Here is a 16,952-nt window from a genome sequence, read left to right as displayed (position 1 = left end):
CGGGTCAGCCGGCGTTCTCCTCCGCCAGGATGCGTCCGAGTGCGTCCTCGAGGTGCTCGTCGAACTCCCCGAGCGTCCACTCCTGACCGAGGGGTACGAGCTTGTCGGTGCGGTCGAGGAAGGCCACCAGTGGCGCCGCTCCGGCCCGGAACAAGGCCCGGTCCGCGCCTACTTGCAGCCGGATGTGGACGTCGGAGAGCCCATCGGGGTCGCTGGGCTCGATCCGCACATCGCCGTCGCCGGTCGGGGCGTTGACGCCGTCGAGCAGCAGCTCGCGCCCGAAGGCCCAGGTGACGGGCGCGTCGCCGGGCAGGTGGAAGGTCATGCGCACGGCGTAGGGGTCCGTCGCCTGGTACGTCAGCTCCACCGGGATCCGGAAGGAAAGCTCCTCGGAGACGACGAAGCTCATCATCACTTCTGCCTGAACCGACTCACGCATCGTCACGTACCCCGCTTTAGCTGAAACCGGCCAGGAATGATCCCTCAGTGCCTTCTTGACGCCATCGTGCTGTACGTGCCAACAGATCACAAGGAGTGATATTTCAGATACTGATAGAGAGCATCAGGGAGCTGAAGAGGGCACCGACCTCGCTGCGGAGCTGTTCGATCGCCGGCAGCAGGCGTTCTTCCTGGTGGAGGGGGACGGAGATCGCCATGGTCGCGGCGCTGGAACCGGCCGTGATGGGGATCGCGGCGCAGACGGTTCCCAGGGCGTACTCCTGCCGTTCGACCACGGGTTGCATACGCTCCGTAGTCGTCAGGCGCTCCGTCAGGGCCCAGCGGTCCCGCACGGTGTAGGGCGTGATCGCCTTGACCGGGTGCCGGTCCAGATAGTCCTCGCGCGCGCGGTCATCGAGCTGGCTGAGCAGGCACTGGCCGATCGCGTGGGCGTGGCCGGTCTCACGGAAGTCGGCCCACTCCTCGACCGCGGGCGCGTTGGGGGTGTCGGCAACCCCGGCGATCTCGATCTCACCCTCGCGGTAAACGGCGAAGTAGACGGGGACCCCGATGGTGTCCCGCCATCGGGCGAGCGAGCCGGCGATCTTGCTGCGACGATTCTGCAGTGCCCCGCCATGCGCCAGTAGCTCGGCCGCGGGACCGAGGACGAACACCCCGCTCTGACGCCGCAGATAGCCCTCGTGGGTCAGGGTCCGCAGCAGGTGGTACGCGGTGGGAAGCGGCAGTCCCGCCTCGCGCGCCAGCTGTTTGGCGGGCGCGCCGTCGGTGTGCGATGCGACTGCTTCAAGGAGTCGCAGGGCTCGCTGGACCGAGCCGATCAGGGTAGGGACGGCGGCGTTCGAAGCCGTGGCCACAGGTCACCCCCAGGCGTACTGACGGGCGTCGCGCCCGCCCGCGGGGGCCGCCCCCGCGCGGCCGCCGCGCCTCGGGGTGCGGCGGCACGGGCCGGTCGGGCCGGTGGTCGGGCGCGGTCGGGACCCGTGCTTCCCGGGGGCGGCGGAGACTCGCCACTCTAATGGCCGAGGTTGTAGCTGAAGGCGGTTTGTCCAGGTCAATCCCCCGCCCGGGCTAATCCGCCACGCGCCCTGACGGGGTCCACCACGCGGGCCGTGAGGCTGCGCCGGCGTGGCGGGCTCCGCTACCAGTCGCCTCGCGAGGAGGACGAGGACATGAACCTCCGCACCACGTAGATCAGACCGCCGACCAGCGCGACGAAGACAAGGAGCTTGAACAGCACCCCGAAGACGAAGCTGACCACACTCGCGATCAGACCGCCGAACACGACCAGCGCGATGACGGGCACGGCGACCCACTTCACCCACCAGGGCATCCCCGCGAAAATCTCCCGTGCCGCCATCGCCTTTACCTCTTTCTGTCAGTTTTCCGTCCGTGCACGCATTCCGTGCTTTCGACACTGTCGATGCTAGGGGCGACAGCATGGCGCGCGGGGTGCTCGCAGCCCTTGAACTCCCCTGACCGAACCCCTAGGGAGAGTCAGGGACGGCCCTCAGCTCTCAGGCGGAGAGAAGACCACCAGAACCCTCAGGTCTTCGGTGATGTGGTGGAACTTGTGGGCCACTCCGGCCGGCACATAGACCACGCTGCCGCGGGAGACCTGCGTCGTCTCCAGACCCACGGTGATCGAGGCCCGGCCGCTGGCCACGAAGTAGATCTCGTCCTGGGCATGCGGGGACTGCGAGTCGTGCGCGCCGGCATCGAGGGCGTACAGCCCCGCCGACATGTTCCGCTCCCGCAGGAACTGCAGATACGCACCGTCGTTGGCGGCCCGCTCCGCCTCCAACTCGTCGAGCCGGAAATCTTTCATCGCCATCCGCCCCTGCACTTGTGCCGATCACGTCTGCCACGATCGGACCCATGAAGAATTTTGTAGTCAAGACGATCGCCAACGCGGCTGCCCTGGCAGTAGCCATCTGGTTGGTGAAGAACATCACCCTGACCGGCGACAACACCGGCAAGAAGGCCCTCACGCTGATTCTGGTGGCGCTGGTCTTCGGCGTGGTGAATTTCGTCGTCAAGCCCGTGGTGAAGCTGCTGTCCTTCCCCTTGTTCATTCTCACGCTCGGGTTGATCACCCTGGTGATCAACGCCTTGATGCTGCTGTTGACTTCCTGGCTCGCCGACAAGCTGAACCTCAGCTTCCACGTCGAAGGCTTCTGGACCGCCGTCGTCGGCGCCCTGATCATCTCGATCGTGTCCTGGGCGATGCACATCGCCCTCCCCGACGAGGGCTGAGAGCCGTGACCGCCCTGTGGCGCGGCCATCGGAGGCCGGCACGAGGGCGGCCCGGTCGGCCCGCGTACCGCGCCGGTGCTCCACGAGCCCGCCTGTGGAACGTCCCATGCGGCACGGCGGTTCCATGGATCCCGATACTCCAGGTACTCCCGTGCCTCCCCATCCCCAGGGCCCCCTCCCAGGCCTCCCCTTCCTCTCGGACCTCCTGGGCCCCGGCCCTTCCCCTCGGTTCTCCCGGCGCGACGCCGCCCGCAGTGAAATGGAGCATGTGGCATGACAGGTGACGGCACTCGTTCCGTTCGCGCCGGTCTCCCCGACCCGGTCGCCTACGAACCCACCCTCCCGGGGCCGGTGTTCGCCGCCCACTTCCATCTGCCCGGTGAGGCCACCGGGCCCTACACCTACGGCCGCGACACCAACCCGACCTGGACCCATCTGGAGCGGGCCATCGCCGACCTCGAGTCGCCCGATGAGAACGCGGAGGCGATCATCTTCGCGTCCGGAATGGCCGCGATCTCGGCCGTCCTGCTCTCCCACGCGCGCTCGGGCGACACCGTGGTCCTGCCGGACGACGGCTACCAGGCCCTGCCCCTGGTACGTGAGCAGTTGGAGGCGTACGGCATCGAGGTGCGCACCGCCCCGACCGCCGGCGATGCCCAACTGGCCCACCTGAGCGGCGCGAAGCTGCTGTGGATCGAAACACCGTCCAATCCCGGTCTCGATGTGTGCGACGTACGCCGGCTCGCGCGTGCGGCACACGACGCCGGCGCCTTGGTGGCGGTGGACAACACCCTGGCCACACCGCTAGGACAGCGCCCCCTCGACCTCGGCGCGGACTTCGCCGTGGCCAGCGGCACGAAGGGTCTGACCGGACACGGCGATCTCCTGCTCGGCTACGTGGTGTGCCGCGATCCCGAGCTCGCCGCCCGTGTACGCAAGTGGCGCAAGGTCGTCGGAGCGATCCCGGGGCCGATGGAGGCCTGGCTGGCCCACCGCTCCCTCGCGACCCTGCATCTGCGCGCCGACCGGCAGGCTGCGAACGCCCTCGCCCTCGCCGAGGCGCTGGCCCAGCGGGACGAGGTGACGGGCCTGCGCTACCCGGGTCTGCCCTCGGACCTCTCGTACCGTCTGGCCTCCGCGCAGATGCGGCGCTTCGGCTGCGTGGTCTCCTTCGACCTGCCCGACCGCGGCTTCGCCGAGCGGTTCCTCGACGCGCTGCGCCTGGTCGACGACGCCACCAGTTTCGGCAGCGTGCGCTCCACGGCGGAGCGCCGCGGCCGCTGGGGCGGCGACGCGGTGGGGGAGGGCTTCATCCGCTTCTCCGTCGGCGCCGAGGATGCCCCGGACCTGATCGCGGACGTGGAACGCGCCCTGGGCGAGGCGGGTAAGCAGCACCCGTAGGGACCGAGGCGTCATTCACAGCGGTGCTCGCCGCATAAGACGGACGGTCCGAGCCTCCCCCCTCGTGGCTCGGACCGTCCTGGTTCTCGCGCGCTGAGAACCACCCGGACAAGGCTAGTTGACTCTGCGTCAGTGTCCAATCACCCTAGCGACAGGGTCCTATCGGCATATTTATAGTGGTGCCCGGCCGGGGACGTCGTGAGGCAGTTCAGGACGGGAGGCGCCGCATGGACCTTGCCCTGCTGCGTACGTTCGTCACCGTGCACCGGGCCGGGTCCTTCACCCGGGCCGCAGCCCTGCTAGGGCTCTCGCAGCCCGCGGTGACCGGCCAGATCCGGACGCTGGAGCGGCAGTTGGGCCGTCCCCTCTTCCTGCGCCAGGCACGCGGTGTGACCCCCACGACGATCGGCGACGAACTGGCCCAACGGGCCGCACCGCACCTGGACGCGCTCGTCGAACTCACCGAGCCGTCCCTCAGTGAGGAATCGGGCTCGCGGTCCCTGCACCTGGCCGGGCCACCGGAGTTCACCGCCCTGCGCGCCCTGCCCGCGCTCACCCCGCTCATCCCCCAGGGCCTCGCGCTGCGCGCCTCCTTCGGCAGTGCCGAGGAGACCCTGGAAGGACTGGCCGCCGGCCATCATGACCTGGCCATCGCCACCGCCCGGCCGCGCGGTGGGCTGCTGACCTCCACGCCTCTGTGCGACGAGGAACATGTGCTGGTCGCCGGGGTGCGCTGGGCGGCCCGGCTGGGGCCGGGCGCTGTGCGCCACGGCGGCCCTCACGTCCTGGAACCCATCCCGGTGGTGGAGGTTCATGAGTCACTGCCGCTGGTGACGCGCTACTGGGCTTCCGTCTTCGACGCGAAGCCCGCGGCCGCGGGCACGGTGGTCGCTCCCGACCTGCGGGCGGTTCTCGCCGCGGTGGCGGCCGGAGCGGGGCTGGCGGTACTGCCGCGCTATCTGTGCGAGACCGCCTTGGAACAGGGCGAAGTAGTGGCGCTCCACGACCCTCCGGTGCCGCCCCTTCGGACCTATTTCCTCGCGGCGCGCACCGGCACACTCGGCCTCGCCCACATCGCGCGGGCGCAGGACTGGCTGCTTCGTGCCGCGGCTGACTGGGGCTGACGGGCGGCGGGTAGGCCCTGAGGAGTTTCGCAGGGGTCCCTTCGGGCCACATTTCTCCCATGACCGTACGTCCAGTGGTCAAGCGCACCGCACGAGCCGTTCTGCTCGACGGCGACGACCTGATTCTGATCAAGCGCACCAAGCCCGGCATGGATCCGTACTGGCTCACTCCTGGCGGCGGCGTCGAGCCCGAGGACTCCACTGTGGTCGAAGCCCTTCACCGCGAGGTGCACGAGGAACTCGGCGCGAAGATCACCGACGTGGTGCCGTGCTTCGTCGACACCGTCGAACACATCGGTGCCGACGGGGGCGCTACCGGGGTGAAGGTGCAGCACTTCTTTGTGTGCCGCCTCGATTCCATGGACCCTTCGCTGCGGCACGGTCCCGAGATCGACGAGCCGTGCGGGGAGTACGAGATCGTGCGTATCCCGTTCACACGCGTCGGGATCGCCTCGGTGCACCTCGTCCCGCTCTCCCTCCGGCACTACCTGGACGGCAACATCGAGGGCGTGCGCGCCATGCACGCACCCGATCTCGGCTGACTCCCGTCCGTTCAGCGCACGGAGCCGGCTCCTCAGCGCACGAAGAAGGACGGCGAGAGTGAGATGACGGCACAGTAGTCGCCGCGCTCTCCGATCGTCTGCCGGACCTCCTGGAACCCGCTGAGCCCGGGCGCGCTCTCGAAGGCGCTCGTCACATGGACCTCGGTGAGGCCGGATCACAGGGAGTGCACACGCGCCGCGTACTCAGGTGGTCCGATCAGACCGGCCGACAGCTCCCGTTCCAACCCACCGACCTCTTGGAGCAGCCTCAACTGCCGGGTATCTCGACCGGCACGGCAGAGCCCCGTATGAGCATGCCGTCGAGATCGAAGAGATGCAGTCTCGCCCTGTACGCCGAGGCCAGTACGTCGACTTACTTCCCCTGTCGGACGCCCCGCATGGCCTCTCGGCGGCACCCTGTTTCACGTGAAACACCCACCTCTCCTCGCACCCCGACACACACGCCGCGCGCCGTTTCACGTGAAACACCTCCGCCGACCCGCGCGCAGGTGCTGGATGGTGGCCCACGTCGCCGTCTCGGTGAGCTGGCTGGGCCTCACCATCGGGTTGCTCGCTCTCGGCATCACGGCCTGTACGACCCACTCGCCCGCCATGACCGAGGCCGCATACCAGGCCATGAAGGTGTTCGGGGATTGGCTCGTGGTACCCATCGCGCTGGCGTCCTTGGGGACCGGCATGGTGCTGTCGCTGGGCACCCGGTGGGGGGTGGCTCGCCATCACTGGGTCTGGATCAAGTTCTGGCTCACGCTGGTCACGCTCTGCCTGTCGGCTTTCTCGCTGCGGCCCGAGATCAACAACGCGGTCGCCGCCGGCGTCCCCGACATCAGTCTGGTGGCCGCCCCTGTCGTCTCTTCCAGCGCCTATTTCTTCATGACGGCCGTCTCGGTCCTCAAGCCCTGGGGGCTGACCCGATGGGGCAGGAAGCACCGGACGGAGGCGCAGAAAGTGGTGGACGCCGTACCGGTGCGTCCGACAACCTGACCCTTATGCCCTCACCGCTCGCCGAGCTGCCCGTGCGCCGTCTCACCATCGAAGACCTCGTCGCCTGCGCCGACCTCTCCGAAGACCGGGGCTGGCCGCGCGAGGAGCGTAAATGGGGGCTCCTCCTCTCGGCGGGCACCGGCTACGGTGTCGACGCCCCGGACGGCAAGGGTCTCCTCACCGCCTGCGTCGTCACGTCGTACGGAACGGGTCTGGCCGCCATCGGCATGGTCCTGGTGGCCCGGCGCTTCGCGCGGCAGGGCGTCGGGCGCCGTTTGATGCAGGACGTCCTGCGAGAACTGCGGGGCACCCCACTCACCCTGCACGCAACGCCGTACGGCCGCCCGTTGTACGAGGAGCTGGGGTTCGAGACCGTCGGCCGTGCCGAGATGGTCTCGGGCCACTTCCGGGCATCCGGGCCGGCTCCGACGGTGGCTACCCGCCCGGCGACCGCCGACGATCTGCCCGCGATCCTGCGGCTGGACGCCGAGGTCTTCGGCGAGGACCGCACGCACATGATCGCCCGGCTGCCGGCCTTCAGCGACCAACTGCGGGTCGCGGAGGACTCGGCCGGTCTGACCGGCTTCGCGGCCGCCTGGCCCAATATGAGCACACAGGTGGTGGGCCCGTTGATCGCTCGTGACACGGAGACGGCGAAGGCCCTCGTCGCCTCGCTCGCGGCCGGCACGGACCGCCCGCTGCGTACGGATGTGGACGTGCGCCACGAGGAGCTGCTTGCCTGGCTGAAGGCGTCCGGTGTGGAGTCCATCGCCTTCAACGCGGTGATGGCGTCCGGTATCGCGGCTCTGCCCGGCGACTGGACGCGGCGCTTCGCACCACTGACCGTAGCGGCGGGCTAGCTCCCGCCGCGCCCGCGTACCGCTGAGCGCCCGCCCTCATAGGCCGTGCCCCGTACGGCACGTGAGGACGGGCGCATGAGCTGATCAACGCCGGGTCAGGGCCTCCACGGCTGTGTTCGCAAACCCGTGGTCCTGGTCGGGGGCTCCGCCACCCACGCCGATGGCGCCGATCAGCCGCCCGTCGCGCTGGACGGGGACGCCTGAGTGGTTGGTTCAGTGGTGGGCGGCGGTGACCCGGGCCGACTCGGGTACGGATCCTGCGGTGACATGGCTGCCCGTGTCCGTACGCCGTTCCAGGGCGCTGGAGACGAAGGCGAGTACGACAGCGGACGCCGCGAGTGCCGCACCGACCCAGTTGGGCGCGGTGTAGCCGAGGCCTGCCGCGATGACAATGCCGCCGAGCCACGCGGACAGCGCGTTGCCGAGGTTAAAGGCGCCGATGTTCACGGCGGACGCGAGCGTGGGGGCACCGGCGGCCTGGTCGAGCACCCGCTTCTGCAGCGGGGGCACGGTGGCGAAGCCCAGTGCGCCGATGAGGAAGACCATGACGGCGGATGCGAGCTTGTCGTGGGCGGCCACGGTGAACAGCGCGAGGACCACGGCAAGCCCGGACAGGGATACGTAGAGCATCGGCATCAGAGCGCGGTCCGCGAACCGGCCGCCGATGAGGTTCCCGGCGACCATGCCGAGGCCGAAGAGGACGAGCAACCAGGTGACGGAGGTGTCGGCGTAGCCGGCGACTCCCGTCATCATCGGTGTGATGTAGGTGATCGCGGCGAACACTCCGCCGAAGCCGAGCACGGTCATCGCCATGGCGAGCAGCACCTGGACGTTTCGGAACGCGGAGATCTCGTGCCGCAGCCGTACGCCCTCGGCCTTCGGCATGTCGGGGACGAGTTTGGCCACCCCGACAAGGCCCAACACCCCGAGCGCAGCGACGACGAAGAAGGTCGCACGCCAGCCTGCCTGTTGGCCGATGAGCGTGCCGGCCGGCACACCGACGACATTGGCGACGGTCAGACCGGTGAACATCATGGCGATCGCTCCCGCCTTCTTCTCCGGCGCGACCAGTTCGGCCGCGACGACCGAGCCGATCCCGAAGAAGGCGCCGTGTGCGAGGGAGGCGACGATCCGCCCGGCCAGCATCAATCCGAAGGCGGGTGCGACCGCCGACAGCACGTTGCCGACGATGAAGAGGCCCATCAGCAGCATCAGCATCCGCTTGCGCGAGATCTTCGTGCCCAGGATGGTCATCAGCGGAGCGCCGAGCATCACACCGACCGCGTAGCCGCTGACCAGGAAGGCGGCGGTGGGGATGGTGACCCCGAAGGTACCGGCGACCTCGGGGAGCAACCCCATGATCACGAACTCTGTGGTGCCGATACCGAAGGCCCCGATGGCGAGGGCTAGGAGCGCGAGTGGCATGAGAGGACCTTCCAGGAGGTTGCGTAAGCCCCTTACGAGCGTCCACAATAATTGCAAGCGCAGGCTAATTGCAAACGCGGGCTATTGCACTCGTGGACTATTCTGAGGAGAAGCCGCTCCGGACGGAGGACATACGCATGACCGCGATGGATCCAGCACTCACCGCCCTCTCCCAGGGTTGGTGCGCGCTCTCCTTGCTGCACGGCAAGATCGATGCCCACATCGAGCGCTCCCTGCAGACGGGGCACGACCTCAGCGTGCGCGAGTATTCGCTGCTCGACGTCCTCAGCCGCCAGCACAACGGCCCAGGCGGCCACCTCCAGATGAAGCAGGTCGCCGACGCCGTCGTCCTCAGCCAGTCGGCCACGACCCGCCTCGTCACCCGGCTCGAGGACCGCGGCCTCCTGACCCGCTATCTCTGCGACACCGACCGGCGCGGCATCTACACCGACGTCACCGATGCCGGTCTCACGCTGCTCGCCGCGGCCCGCCCCACCAACGACCGGGCCCTGCGCGAAGCCCTGGACGAAGCCGCCAAGAACGCCGAACTGGCTCCGCTGGTCCGCGCGGTCGAGGAACTCCACATCGCCGCCTGATCGGCCCGGAGTATCCTCCGGGCAATGAGCGATCTTGACATCAGGCCCGCGAAGCCCGAGGACATCCCGGCGATCGTGGCGATGCTCGCGGATGATCCGCTGGGCGCCCAGCGCGAGTCACCCGACGACCTGACGCCTTACCGCGTCGCGTTCGACCGGCTCGTCGATGACCCGAACCACCATGTAGTGGTGGCCGTCCGGAACGGTGTGGTCGTCGGAACACTCCAGCTCACCGTCATCCCCGGCCTTTCCCGGCGCGGCGCCACGCGCTCGATCATCGAAGGGGTACGGGTACACGGCGCGGAGCGCGGCAGCGGTCTCGGCACCCAGCTCATCGAATGGGCCGTCGACGAGTCGAAGCGACAGGGATGCCAGCTGGTTCAGCTCACCTCGGATGCCACCCGCACCGACGCCCACCGCTTCTATGAACGCTTGGGATTCGAGGCCTCCCACGTGGGGTTCAAGAAGCCTCTCTAGCTCCCAGGACCCAAGCCGTGTTTCACGTGAAACAAGGGCGGCAGGGCCTCCGTTGGGCGTTTCACGTGAAACGCCCAACGGGTTTCACGTGAAACGTCAGATTCCTCGCCAGCCCTCGGGATCCACACCGCCCGGTACCGCCAACGCGTCGGGACCGTAGGGCTCGCGAGTGAAGACGAACGACCCCAGGTCGAGGTGGCTCACCGAACCGTCCGGACGCAAGACCACTCGGAGCGTCTCGCCTCGGTGGTAGCCATCAAGGCCGATCCAGGTGCCATCGGCAGCGGCCCGAAACCGCGAGGGCCGGCCATTGCCACGCAGCGGTTCCAGCGCCACGCCCCGGTCCGCGGTGAGCCGAAGCCCGTAGACATGGGTACCCCAGTACCAGGGCCCGGTGAGCCTCAGGAGACGGTCGTCCACCTCCGGGAGGGGGCGCCAGGGCTCCGGAAGGCGCGGCTCGGCCTCGGACACGATCCCTACGAGTTCGGCTGCCAGGGTGCCGCACAGCGGGCCTGACGTCGCGTTGGCCAGCGCTACGGCCGCCACCCCGTCTGCCGCACTCACCCAGAGACCCGCAACGAATCCAGGCAACGAGCCGGTGTGTCCGGCGAGTTCACGTCCCTTGGCATACGTCAGCTGTATGCCGAGTCCGTACCCGCCCTCCCAGCCGGTCGGCTCCGGTGCCACGGCAGGGGTACGCATCTCCGCCACCGACTCGGCGCTCAGTACCCGCTCGTCTCCCTCGGTCAGGAAGACGGCGAAGCGGCAGAGGTCTCGGGCCGTGGACCACAGCTGACCGGCGGGCGCCATCAGCCCCAGGTCCTCGGACGGTTCGGGCAGCAGGACATCGGCCCACGGATGCACGGCCCAGCCTCCTGCATGCGGATGCACCGGCTGCGCACCCGTGCGATCGAGCCCCAACGGCTCCAGGATCTCGGCACCCAGCGCCTCCTCCCAGGACACGCCACGCACGGCCTCCACCAGAGAACCGAGCAAGGTGTAGCCCGGGTTGGAGTAGTGGTGCAGCCGGCCCGTTGGGTGCAGTTGCGGTTGCTCGCCCAGCACATCGGCGAGCTCGGGCCGAAGACTGCTTGGCGTCCGCTCCCACCAGGGTGCGGGCGTCTCAGCGGGCAAGCCGGCAGTGTGCGACAGGAGTTGCCCGACTGTCGCTCCGCCTGCCCGGGTGCCGGGGAGGTGTTTCTCCAGGGGGTCGGCCAGGTCGAGCAGCCCCTCGTCGCGCAGCCTCATCACCAGCACGGCGGTGAACGTCTTGGTGATGGAGCCGATGCGGTACTGGACGTCGGCATCCGAGCCGGGGCCGTCGACGCACGAACGCGCCCCGGACCAGACCATCTGTCCGTCCCTCGCCACGGCCGCGACGAGCGAGGGCGCCCTGCCCTCGGACTGGGCGACCGCGATGCGGTGGAGCAGAGCACGCCGTGTAGTGGGCAGCAACTCCTCGAACGAGGACGGTGATGCGGCGGAGAGGGAAGCAGTCATGCGACAAGGTCTAGCCGGGCTTCCCGTTCTCGTCGAACTCATTTCGACGACACACTTCGTATACGTCTTTCCGCCGCCCGTGAACACGGTCCCGCCTCGCCGCACCCATCACTACCGTCCACAGGTATGTCCACTCCTATGACAACGGCGATCACAGTGACGACGCGAACGGTGGAGTACCCGGCCGACGGCCTGACGATGGTCGGACACCTGGCGCTCCCGGCCGGGAGCGGCCCCCGGCCTGCCGTCCTGGTCGGGCCCGAGGGCACCGGACTGAACGACTTTCAGCGTAGCCGCGCCGACGCTTTGGCCGAACTCGGCTATGTGGCGCTGGCCTTCGACATCAATGGCGGCCGATGGTTCACCGATCCCGAGGAGATGATGGCGCACGCGATGCCGCTGCTCGCGGATCCCGACCGGATGCGGGAGATCGGCCACGCGGCGCTCGACGTGCTGTGTACCGAGCCCCGCACGGACACGCAGCGGATCGCCGCCATCGGCTACGGCACGGGCGGTGCCATCCTGCTGGAACTCGGGCGAGACGGAGTCGAGTTCCGCGCGATCGGCACGGTCAACGCTCTCACCACGGGCCGCCCCGGCGAGGCCGCGCGCATCACCTGCCCGGTGTGGGCCGGCGTCGGGTCGGAAGATCCCATCATGCCGCCTGTGCAGAGGGAAGCGTTCGCCGCGGAGATGCAGAGCGCAGGCGTGGACTGGCGCCTCACGATCTACGGCGGCGCCCAGCACGCCTTCCACCACCCCCCGGTCAACCAGGCCGTACGCCCCGGCGTCGGCCACCATCCCCAGCACGCGGAACGCGCCTGGCGCGACGTCGTCGCCCTCCTCACTGAGTGCCTCCCCCTAGAAGCACCAGCCGACGACGAGCAAGATCTACCGTCGTCATAACGCGTGCCGGAGGGGGCCCAGGAAGCATCGACTCCTGAGGTACCTCAAGGACCGATGAGGCCAAGAAGCCCTCCACTTAACGCCGAGCGGTCACCTCGGCCGGGATGCGATCCGCCTGCCGGCAGGACGCCCCGAACGCCTCACCCCGGAGGCATCGAGGAAGTCTGGGGGTTCACGAGCACGGTGCGGCCGTGGTGGGATGCCAGGAATTCCAGCAGCCCGCACTTGCCTGAGGCTGCCCGGCTGCAGGTTCCCGCGGCCGCCTCAGGTCTGGGCCATGTCCACGAAGCGCGAGTAGTGGCCTTGGAAGGCGACGGTGATGGTTGCCGTGGGGCCGTTACGGTGCTTGGCCACGATCAGGTCCGCCTCGCCCGCGCGGGGCGACTCCTTCTCGTACGCGTCCTCACGGTGCAGCAGGATGACCATGTCCGCGTCCTGCTCGATGGAGCCGGATTCACGGAGGTCGGAGACCATCGGCTTCTTGTCCGTGCGCTGCTCGGGGCCACGGTTCAGCTGCGAGAGCGCGATGACCGGAAGCTGAAGCTCCTTGGCCAGGAGCTTCAGGTTTCGCGACATGTCGGAGACTTCCTGCTGCCGGCTCTCGGCGCGCTTCGAACCGCCGGACTGCATCAGCTGCAGATAGTCGATGACGACCAGGCGGAGGTCGTTGCGCTGCTTGAGGCGGCGGCACTTGGCGCGGATCTCCATCATCGACAGGTTCGGTGAGTCGTCGATGTAGAGCGGCGCCTGGGAAACGTCCGGCATGCGGCGGGCCAGGCGGGTCCAGTCCTCGTCGGTCATGGTGCCGGAGCGCATGTGGTGGAGGGCGACCCGGGCCTCGGCCGACAGCAGACGCATCGCGATCTCGTTGCGTCCCATTTCGAGCGAGAAGATCACACTCGGCAGGTTGTGCTTGATGGAACAGGCGCGAGCGAAGTCCAGCGCGAGGGTCGACTTACCCATGGCGGGACGAGCGGCGATGACGACCATCTGGCCGGGGTGCAACCCGTTGGTGAGCGAGTCGAAGTCGGTGAATCCCGTGGGCACTCCGGTCATCTCGCCACTGCGCGAGCCGATCGCCTCAATCTCGTCGAGTGCGCCCTCCATGATGTCGCCGAGCGGCAGATAGTCCTCGCTGGTGCGCTGTTCGGTGACCGCGTAGATCTCCGCCTGCGCGGAGTTGACGATGTCGTCGACATCGCCGTCCGCCGCGTATCCCATCTGCGTGATCTTGGTGCCGGCCTCGACGAGGCGGCGCAGCACCGCCCGCTCGTGGACGATCTCCGCGTAGTAGGAGGCGTTGGCCGCCGTCGGCACCGACTGGACCAGGGTGTGCAGATAGGAGGCACCGCCGACCCGGGTGATCTCGCCTCGCTTGACCAGCTCAGCGGCGACGGTGATGGGGTCGGCAGGCTCGCCCTTGGCGTAGAGATCGAGGATCGCCGTGTAGACGGTCTCGTGGGCCGGCTTGTAGAAGTCGTGACCCTTGATGATCTCCACGACATCCGCGATGGCGTCCTTGGAGAGCAGCATGCCGCCGAGGACGGACTGCTCGGCGTCGATGTCCTGCGGAGGTACGCGCTCGAAGCCGGAGGAGCCGCCGTCCCAGTCGTCCTGGCCTCGGTCGTGCTGATCGTCGCGGCCTCTGCCGCGCCCGCGGCCGCGTCCCTCGCTGTCGCCGCGTTGGCGGGAAACAGGCAGACGGTCGCTCGGACCGGTATCGGCCCAGGGCTCGTCCAACGGCTCGGGAATGCTCACCGGGCCACCTCCTCCCGTCCGCTCCGCGGACCTAGCCGTGCCACTCTTTCTACGGCACGACACTGACAAATCGAGATGCCCGACTCCGGTTCCGGCGCGTCGGGTGCCGGACCACGTTAGGCCCGCGAGCGGCGTCAGCCAATCTGGTTATCCACAGGGCATGTGGACGAACGACCGGATGCTGTGGAGAAGTCTCCGGAACCTGTGCACGGACCGGGGGACAGCACTGTGGACAAAGTCATAGCCACCCCGTCATCGCCATGCTGACCTGCATGTTCTCCGTCCACCGGCTGTGGGGGAGAAAAACTTTCTCGACTGGCTCAAGATCAGAGCAGATGACCTGAACACGAACCCCCACCGTACTGTAAAGTAAGGATCAGAGATGCCTTGCGTCTATTACCTGTGGAAGATTAGATTGACCGCATGACACAGGCTCCCGCGGCACCGGAGAACGACCGGCGTCCAATGCGACGACGACACGATCGCGAGATCGTGGCCCTCGCTGTTCCCGCCTTCGGCGCGCTCGTCGCCGAGCCTCTCTTCGTGATGGCCGACAGCGCCATCGTGGGTCACCTCGGCACCCCGCAACTGGCCGGTTTGGGTATTGCAGCGACCCTGCTCAGCACCGCCGTGAGCGTCTTCATCTTCCTCGCGTACGCCACCACCGCAGCCGTCTCGCGACGCGTCGGCTCCGGCGATCTGCGGGCCGCGATACGTCAGGGCATGGACGGCATCTGGCTCGCCCTGCTCCTGGGCGCCCTGGTCGTCGTCGCCGTCCTACCCTCCGCTCCCTGGCTGGTCGCACTCTTCGGGGCCTCGGACACCGCGGCCCCGTACGCCTCCACCTATCTCCGTATATCCGCCCTCGGCATCCCCGCCATGCTCGTCGTGCTCGCTTCGACCGGCATCCTGCGTGGGCTGCAGAACACCAGGACGCCTCTCTACGTCGCCATCGGTGGCTTCGCCGTCAACGGCGGCCTCAATGTCGGGCTCGTCTATGGAGCCGGGCTCGGCATCGCCGGATCCGCGTGGGGCACCGTCATCGCCCAATTCGGCATGGCGGCCGTCTATCTCACCGTGGTCGTACGTGGCGCCCGGCGCCACGGCGCCTCCCTGCTGCCCGACGCAACGGGCATTAAAAACAGCGCGCGGGCAGGCGTGCCGCTCCTCGTCCGTACCCTCTCGCTGCGGGCCGTCCTGATGATCGCCACCGCCGTCGCCGCCGGATTGGGCGACGCCGACATCGCCGCTCACCAGATCATCCTGTCCCTCTGGAGCCTGATGGCTTTCGCTCTCGATGCGATCGCCATCGCCGGACAGGCGATCATCGGCCGCTATCTGGGGGCCGATGACGTCCACGGAGCACGGCAGGCCTGCCGGCGCATGGTCGAGTGGGGTGTCGCCTTCGGAGTACTACTCGGGCTGCTCGTTGTGGTCGCCCGCCCCCTGTTCATTCCGCTCTTCACCGGTGACCACACCGTCCAGGACACCCTGCTTCCCGCTCTGCTGGTGGTCGCCGTCATCCAGCCGGTGGCCGGCGTGGTCTTCGTACTCGACGGCGTGCTGATGGGCGCGGGAGACGGCCCCTATCTGGCCTGGGCGATGCTGGTGACCCTGGCCGTCTTCGCTCCTGTCGCCCTGCTCGTTCCGACGCTGGGCGGCGGCCTGACCACCTTGTGGTGGGCGATGGGCCTGATGATGGTGGTCCGGATGCTGACCCTTGCCTGGCGCTCCCGTTCCGGTCGCTGGCTCGTCACCGGCGCGACGCGCTGACCCGCGTCACCGCGTCCGCGTCACCGCGTACGCACCAACACTCCACGGATGGCGTCGTTTCACGTGAAACGTGTCCCGCCCGTGCATGGAGCCGCTTCTCTGTTTCACGTGAAACGGAGAATGGGCCGCACCCCAAGGGGTGCGGCCCATTCTGCTGTGCGGTGCTTAGGCGGCGACGACCTCGACGCCAAGCTTCGCGACAACATCGGCGTGCAGACGCACGGACACCTGGTGAGCACCAAGGGTCTTGATCGGCGCACCGAGCTCGACGCGGCGCTTGTCCACGTCCGGGCCACCCGCCGACTTGATCGCCGAAGCGACGTCAGCCTGGGTGACGGAGCCGAAGAGACGGCCGGCGTCGCCGGAGCGAACAGCCAGACGCACCTTCACACCTTCGAGACGGGCCTTGACCTCGTTGGCCTGCTCGATGGTCGCGATCTCGTGGATCTTGCGCGCACGACGGATCTGCGCGACATCCTTCTCGCCACCCTTGGTCCAGCGGATCGCGAAACCACGCGGGACCAGGTAGTTGCGAGCGTAGCCGTCCTTGACGTCAACGACGTCGCCGGCAGTGCCGAGGCCAGAGACCTCGTGGGTGAGGATGATCTTCATTTTTCGGTCACCCTTCCCTTATCGCGCGGTGGACGTGTAGGGCAGCAGCGCCATCTCACGGCTGTTCTTGACGGCCGTGGCGACGTCACGCTGGTGCTGCGTGCAGTTGCCGGTCACGCGGCGGGCACGGATCTTGCCGCGGTCGGAAATGAACTTCCGCAGCATGTTCGTGTCCTTGTAGTCCACGTAGACGGTCTTGTCCTTGCAGAAAGCGCAGACCTTCTTCTTAGGCTTGCGCACAGGCGGCTTCGCCATGGTGTTTCT

General features: G+C 68.2%; 20 protein-coding genes and 1 pseudogene. 10 read left to right on the top strand and 11 right to left on the bottom strand.

Translation table 11 applies throughout. The features are described 5' to 3' along the window. Nucleotides 1-4 precede the first annotated feature (4 nt). The 4 genes from AB0D31_RS02790 to AB0D31_RS02775 all read right to left on the bottom strand — a co-directional run bounded on the left by AB0D31_RS02790 (nt 5) and on the right by AB0D31_RS02775 (nt 2,284). Nucleotides 5-439 (bottom strand): SsgA family sporulation/cell division regulator, encoded by a 435-nt coding sequence (locus tag AB0D31_RS02790; protein ID WP_362716269.1) that lies wholly within the window; start codon nt 437-439, stop codon nt 5-7. A 103-nt stretch (nt 440-542) separates the two neighbouring features. After that, nucleotides 543-1,313: an IclR family transcriptional regulator C-terminal domain-containing protein gene (locus AB0D31_RS02785; protein ID WP_362716026.1), complete on the bottom strand. Its 771-nt coding sequence runs from the start codon at nt 1,311-1,313 to the stop codon at nt 543-545. Between the two features lie 284 nt (nt 1,314-1,597). Beyond that, a complete protein-coding gene (locus tag AB0D31_RS02780) occupies nt 1,598-1,816 on the bottom strand; it encodes a DUF5326 family protein (protein WP_362716023.1) in 219 nt (72 codons plus the stop codon). A gap of 150 nt (nt 1,817-1,966) precedes the next feature. After that, a complete protein-coding gene (locus tag AB0D31_RS02775; RefSeq protein ID WP_350231509.1) occupies nt 1,967-2,284 on the bottom strand; it encodes a cupin domain-containing protein in 318 nt (105 codons plus the stop codon). Nucleotides 2,285-2,334: 50 nt separating this feature from the next. Here AB0D31_RS02775 and AB0D31_RS02770 point away from each other — a divergent pair, with 50 nt between their 5' ends. From AB0D31_RS02770 to AB0D31_RS02755, 4 genes are all read left to right on the top strand, one after another. Continuing rightward, entirely contained in the window at nt 2,335-2,712 is a 378-nt protein-coding gene (locus tag AB0D31_RS02770) for a phage holin family protein (protein ID WP_362716021.1), read from the top strand. 273 nt (nt 2,713-2,985) lie between these two features. Further along, entirely contained in the window at nt 2,986-4,113 is a 1,128-nt protein-coding gene (locus tag AB0D31_RS02765) for a cystathionine gamma-lyase (protein ID WP_362716018.1), read from the top strand. A gap of 227 nt (nt 4,114-4,340) precedes the next feature. Beyond that, complete coding sequence (locus tag AB0D31_RS02760) at nt 4,341-5,237, top strand: LysR family transcriptional regulator (RefSeq protein ID WP_362716016.1); 897 nt, start codon at nt 4,341-4,343, stop codon at nt 5,235-5,237. Between the two features lie 59 nt (nt 5,238-5,296). Continuing rightward, nucleotides 5,297-5,779: an NUDIX hydrolase gene (locus tag AB0D31_RS02755; RefSeq protein WP_362716013.1), complete on the top strand. Its 483-nt coding sequence runs from the start codon at nt 5,297-5,299 to the stop codon at nt 5,777-5,779. Between the two features lie 32 nt (nt 5,780-5,811). Here the strand turns inward: AB0D31_RS02755 and AB0D31_RS02750 are convergent, their stop codons facing one another. Further along, the gene (locus AB0D31_RS02750) at nt 5,812-5,934 is read right to left on the bottom strand and encodes a hypothetical protein (RefSeq protein ID WP_362716010.1); all 123 of its coding nucleotides are present in this window, start codon (nt 5,932-5,934) and stop codon (nt 5,812-5,814) included. Nucleotides 5,935-6,259: 325 nt separating this feature from the next. Here AB0D31_RS02750 and AB0D31_RS02745 point away from each other — a divergent pair, with 325 nt between their 5' ends. After that, on the top strand, nt 6,260-6,781 hold the full coding sequence (locus tag AB0D31_RS02745; protein ID WP_362716007.1) for a DUF2269 domain-containing protein: 522 nt from the start codon (nt 6,260-6,262) through the stop codon (nt 6,779-6,781). 5 nt (nt 6,782-6,786) lie between these two features. Beyond that, complete coding sequence (locus AB0D31_RS02740) at nt 6,787-7,641, top strand: GNAT family N-acetyltransferase (protein ID WP_362716004.1); 855 nt, start codon at nt 6,787-6,789, stop codon at nt 7,639-7,641. A gap of 84 nt (nt 7,642-7,725) precedes the next feature. Here AB0D31_RS02740 and AB0D31_RS02735 read toward each other — a convergent pair. Both AB0D31_RS02735 and AB0D31_RS02730 read right to left on the bottom strand, forming a co-directional pair. Next, a pseudogene (locus tag AB0D31_RS02735) lies at nt 7,726-7,842 on the bottom strand (heme-binding protein); the annotation flags it as partial. A gap of 12 nt (nt 7,843-7,854) precedes the next feature. Beyond that, nucleotides 7,855-9,066 (bottom strand): MFS transporter, encoded by a 1,212-nt coding sequence (locus tag AB0D31_RS02730; RefSeq protein ID WP_362716001.1) that lies wholly within the window; start codon nt 9,064-9,066, stop codon nt 7,855-7,857. A 137-nt stretch (nt 9,067-9,203) separates the two neighbouring features. On the opposite strand from AB0D31_RS02730, the gene AB0D31_RS02725 reads away from it, so the two are divergent. Both AB0D31_RS02725 and AB0D31_RS02720 read left to right on the top strand, forming a co-directional pair. Beyond that, on the top strand, nt 9,204-9,662 hold the full coding sequence (locus AB0D31_RS02725; protein ID WP_362715998.1) for a MarR family transcriptional regulator: 459 nt from the start codon (nt 9,204-9,206) through the stop codon (nt 9,660-9,662). A gap of 24 nt (nt 9,663-9,686) precedes the next feature. Further along, nucleotides 9,687-10,139 carry a GNAT family N-acetyltransferase gene (locus AB0D31_RS02720; RefSeq protein WP_362715996.1) on the top strand — a complete coding sequence of 151 codons (453 nt, stop codon included), beginning with the start codon at nt 9,687-9,689 and terminating at the stop codon, nt 10,137-10,139. A gap of 96 nt (nt 10,140-10,235) precedes the next feature. Here AB0D31_RS02720 and AB0D31_RS02715 read toward each other — a convergent pair whose 3' ends face one another. Beyond that, on the bottom strand, nt 10,236-11,639 hold the full coding sequence (locus AB0D31_RS02715) for a serine hydrolase domain-containing protein (RefSeq protein ID WP_362715993.1): 1,404 nt from the start codon (nt 11,637-11,639) through the stop codon (nt 10,236-10,238). Nucleotides 11,640-11,777: 138 nt separating this feature from the next. Here AB0D31_RS02715 and AB0D31_RS02710 point away from each other — a divergent pair, with 138 nt between their 5' ends. Then, complete coding sequence (locus AB0D31_RS02710; RefSeq protein ID WP_362716267.1) at nt 11,778-12,545, top strand: dienelactone hydrolase family protein; 768 nt, start codon at nt 11,778-11,780, stop codon at nt 12,543-12,545. Nucleotides 12,546-12,809: 264 nt separating this feature from the next. Here AB0D31_RS02710 and dnaB read toward each other — a convergent pair whose 3' ends face one another. Further along, nucleotides 12,810-14,303, bottom strand: a complete 1,494-nt coding sequence (gene dnaB / locus AB0D31_RS02705) for a replicative DNA helicase (protein ID WP_267058334.1) — start codon at nt 14,301-14,303, stop codon at nt 12,810-12,812. Between the two features lie 423 nt (nt 14,304-14,726). Here dnaB and AB0D31_RS02700 point away from each other — a divergent pair, with 423 nt between their 5' ends. Then, complete coding sequence (locus AB0D31_RS02700; protein ID WP_362715990.1) at nt 14,727-16,076, top strand: MATE family efflux transporter; 1,350 nt, start codon at nt 14,727-14,729, stop codon at nt 16,074-16,076. A 165-nt stretch (nt 16,077-16,241) separates the two neighbouring features. Here AB0D31_RS02700 and rplI read toward each other — a convergent pair whose 3' ends face one another. Further along, nucleotides 16,242-16,688 carry a 50S ribosomal protein L9 gene (gene rplI / locus AB0D31_RS02695; protein WP_362715987.1) on the bottom strand — a complete coding sequence of 149 codons (447 nt, stop codon included), beginning with the start codon at nt 16,686-16,688 and terminating at the stop codon, nt 16,242-16,244. A gap of 18 nt (nt 16,689-16,706) precedes the next feature. Then, nucleotides 16,707-16,943: a 30S ribosomal protein S18 gene (gene rpsR / locus AB0D31_RS02690; protein ID WP_003956534.1), complete on the bottom strand. Its 237-nt coding sequence runs from the start codon at nt 16,941-16,943 to the stop codon at nt 16,707-16,709. Nucleotides 16,944-16,952: the final 9 nt, after the last annotated feature.

The sequence above is a fragment of the Streptomyces sp. NPDC048361 genome (assembly GCF_040651795.1).
In the GTDB taxonomy this organism is placed as follows: Bacteria; Actinomycetota; Actinomycetes; order Streptomycetales; family Streptomycetaceae; genus Streptomyces.
The sequence above is the reverse complement of the archived record's forward strand: the minus strand, read 5'-3'. Positions and strand labels throughout refer to the sequence as shown.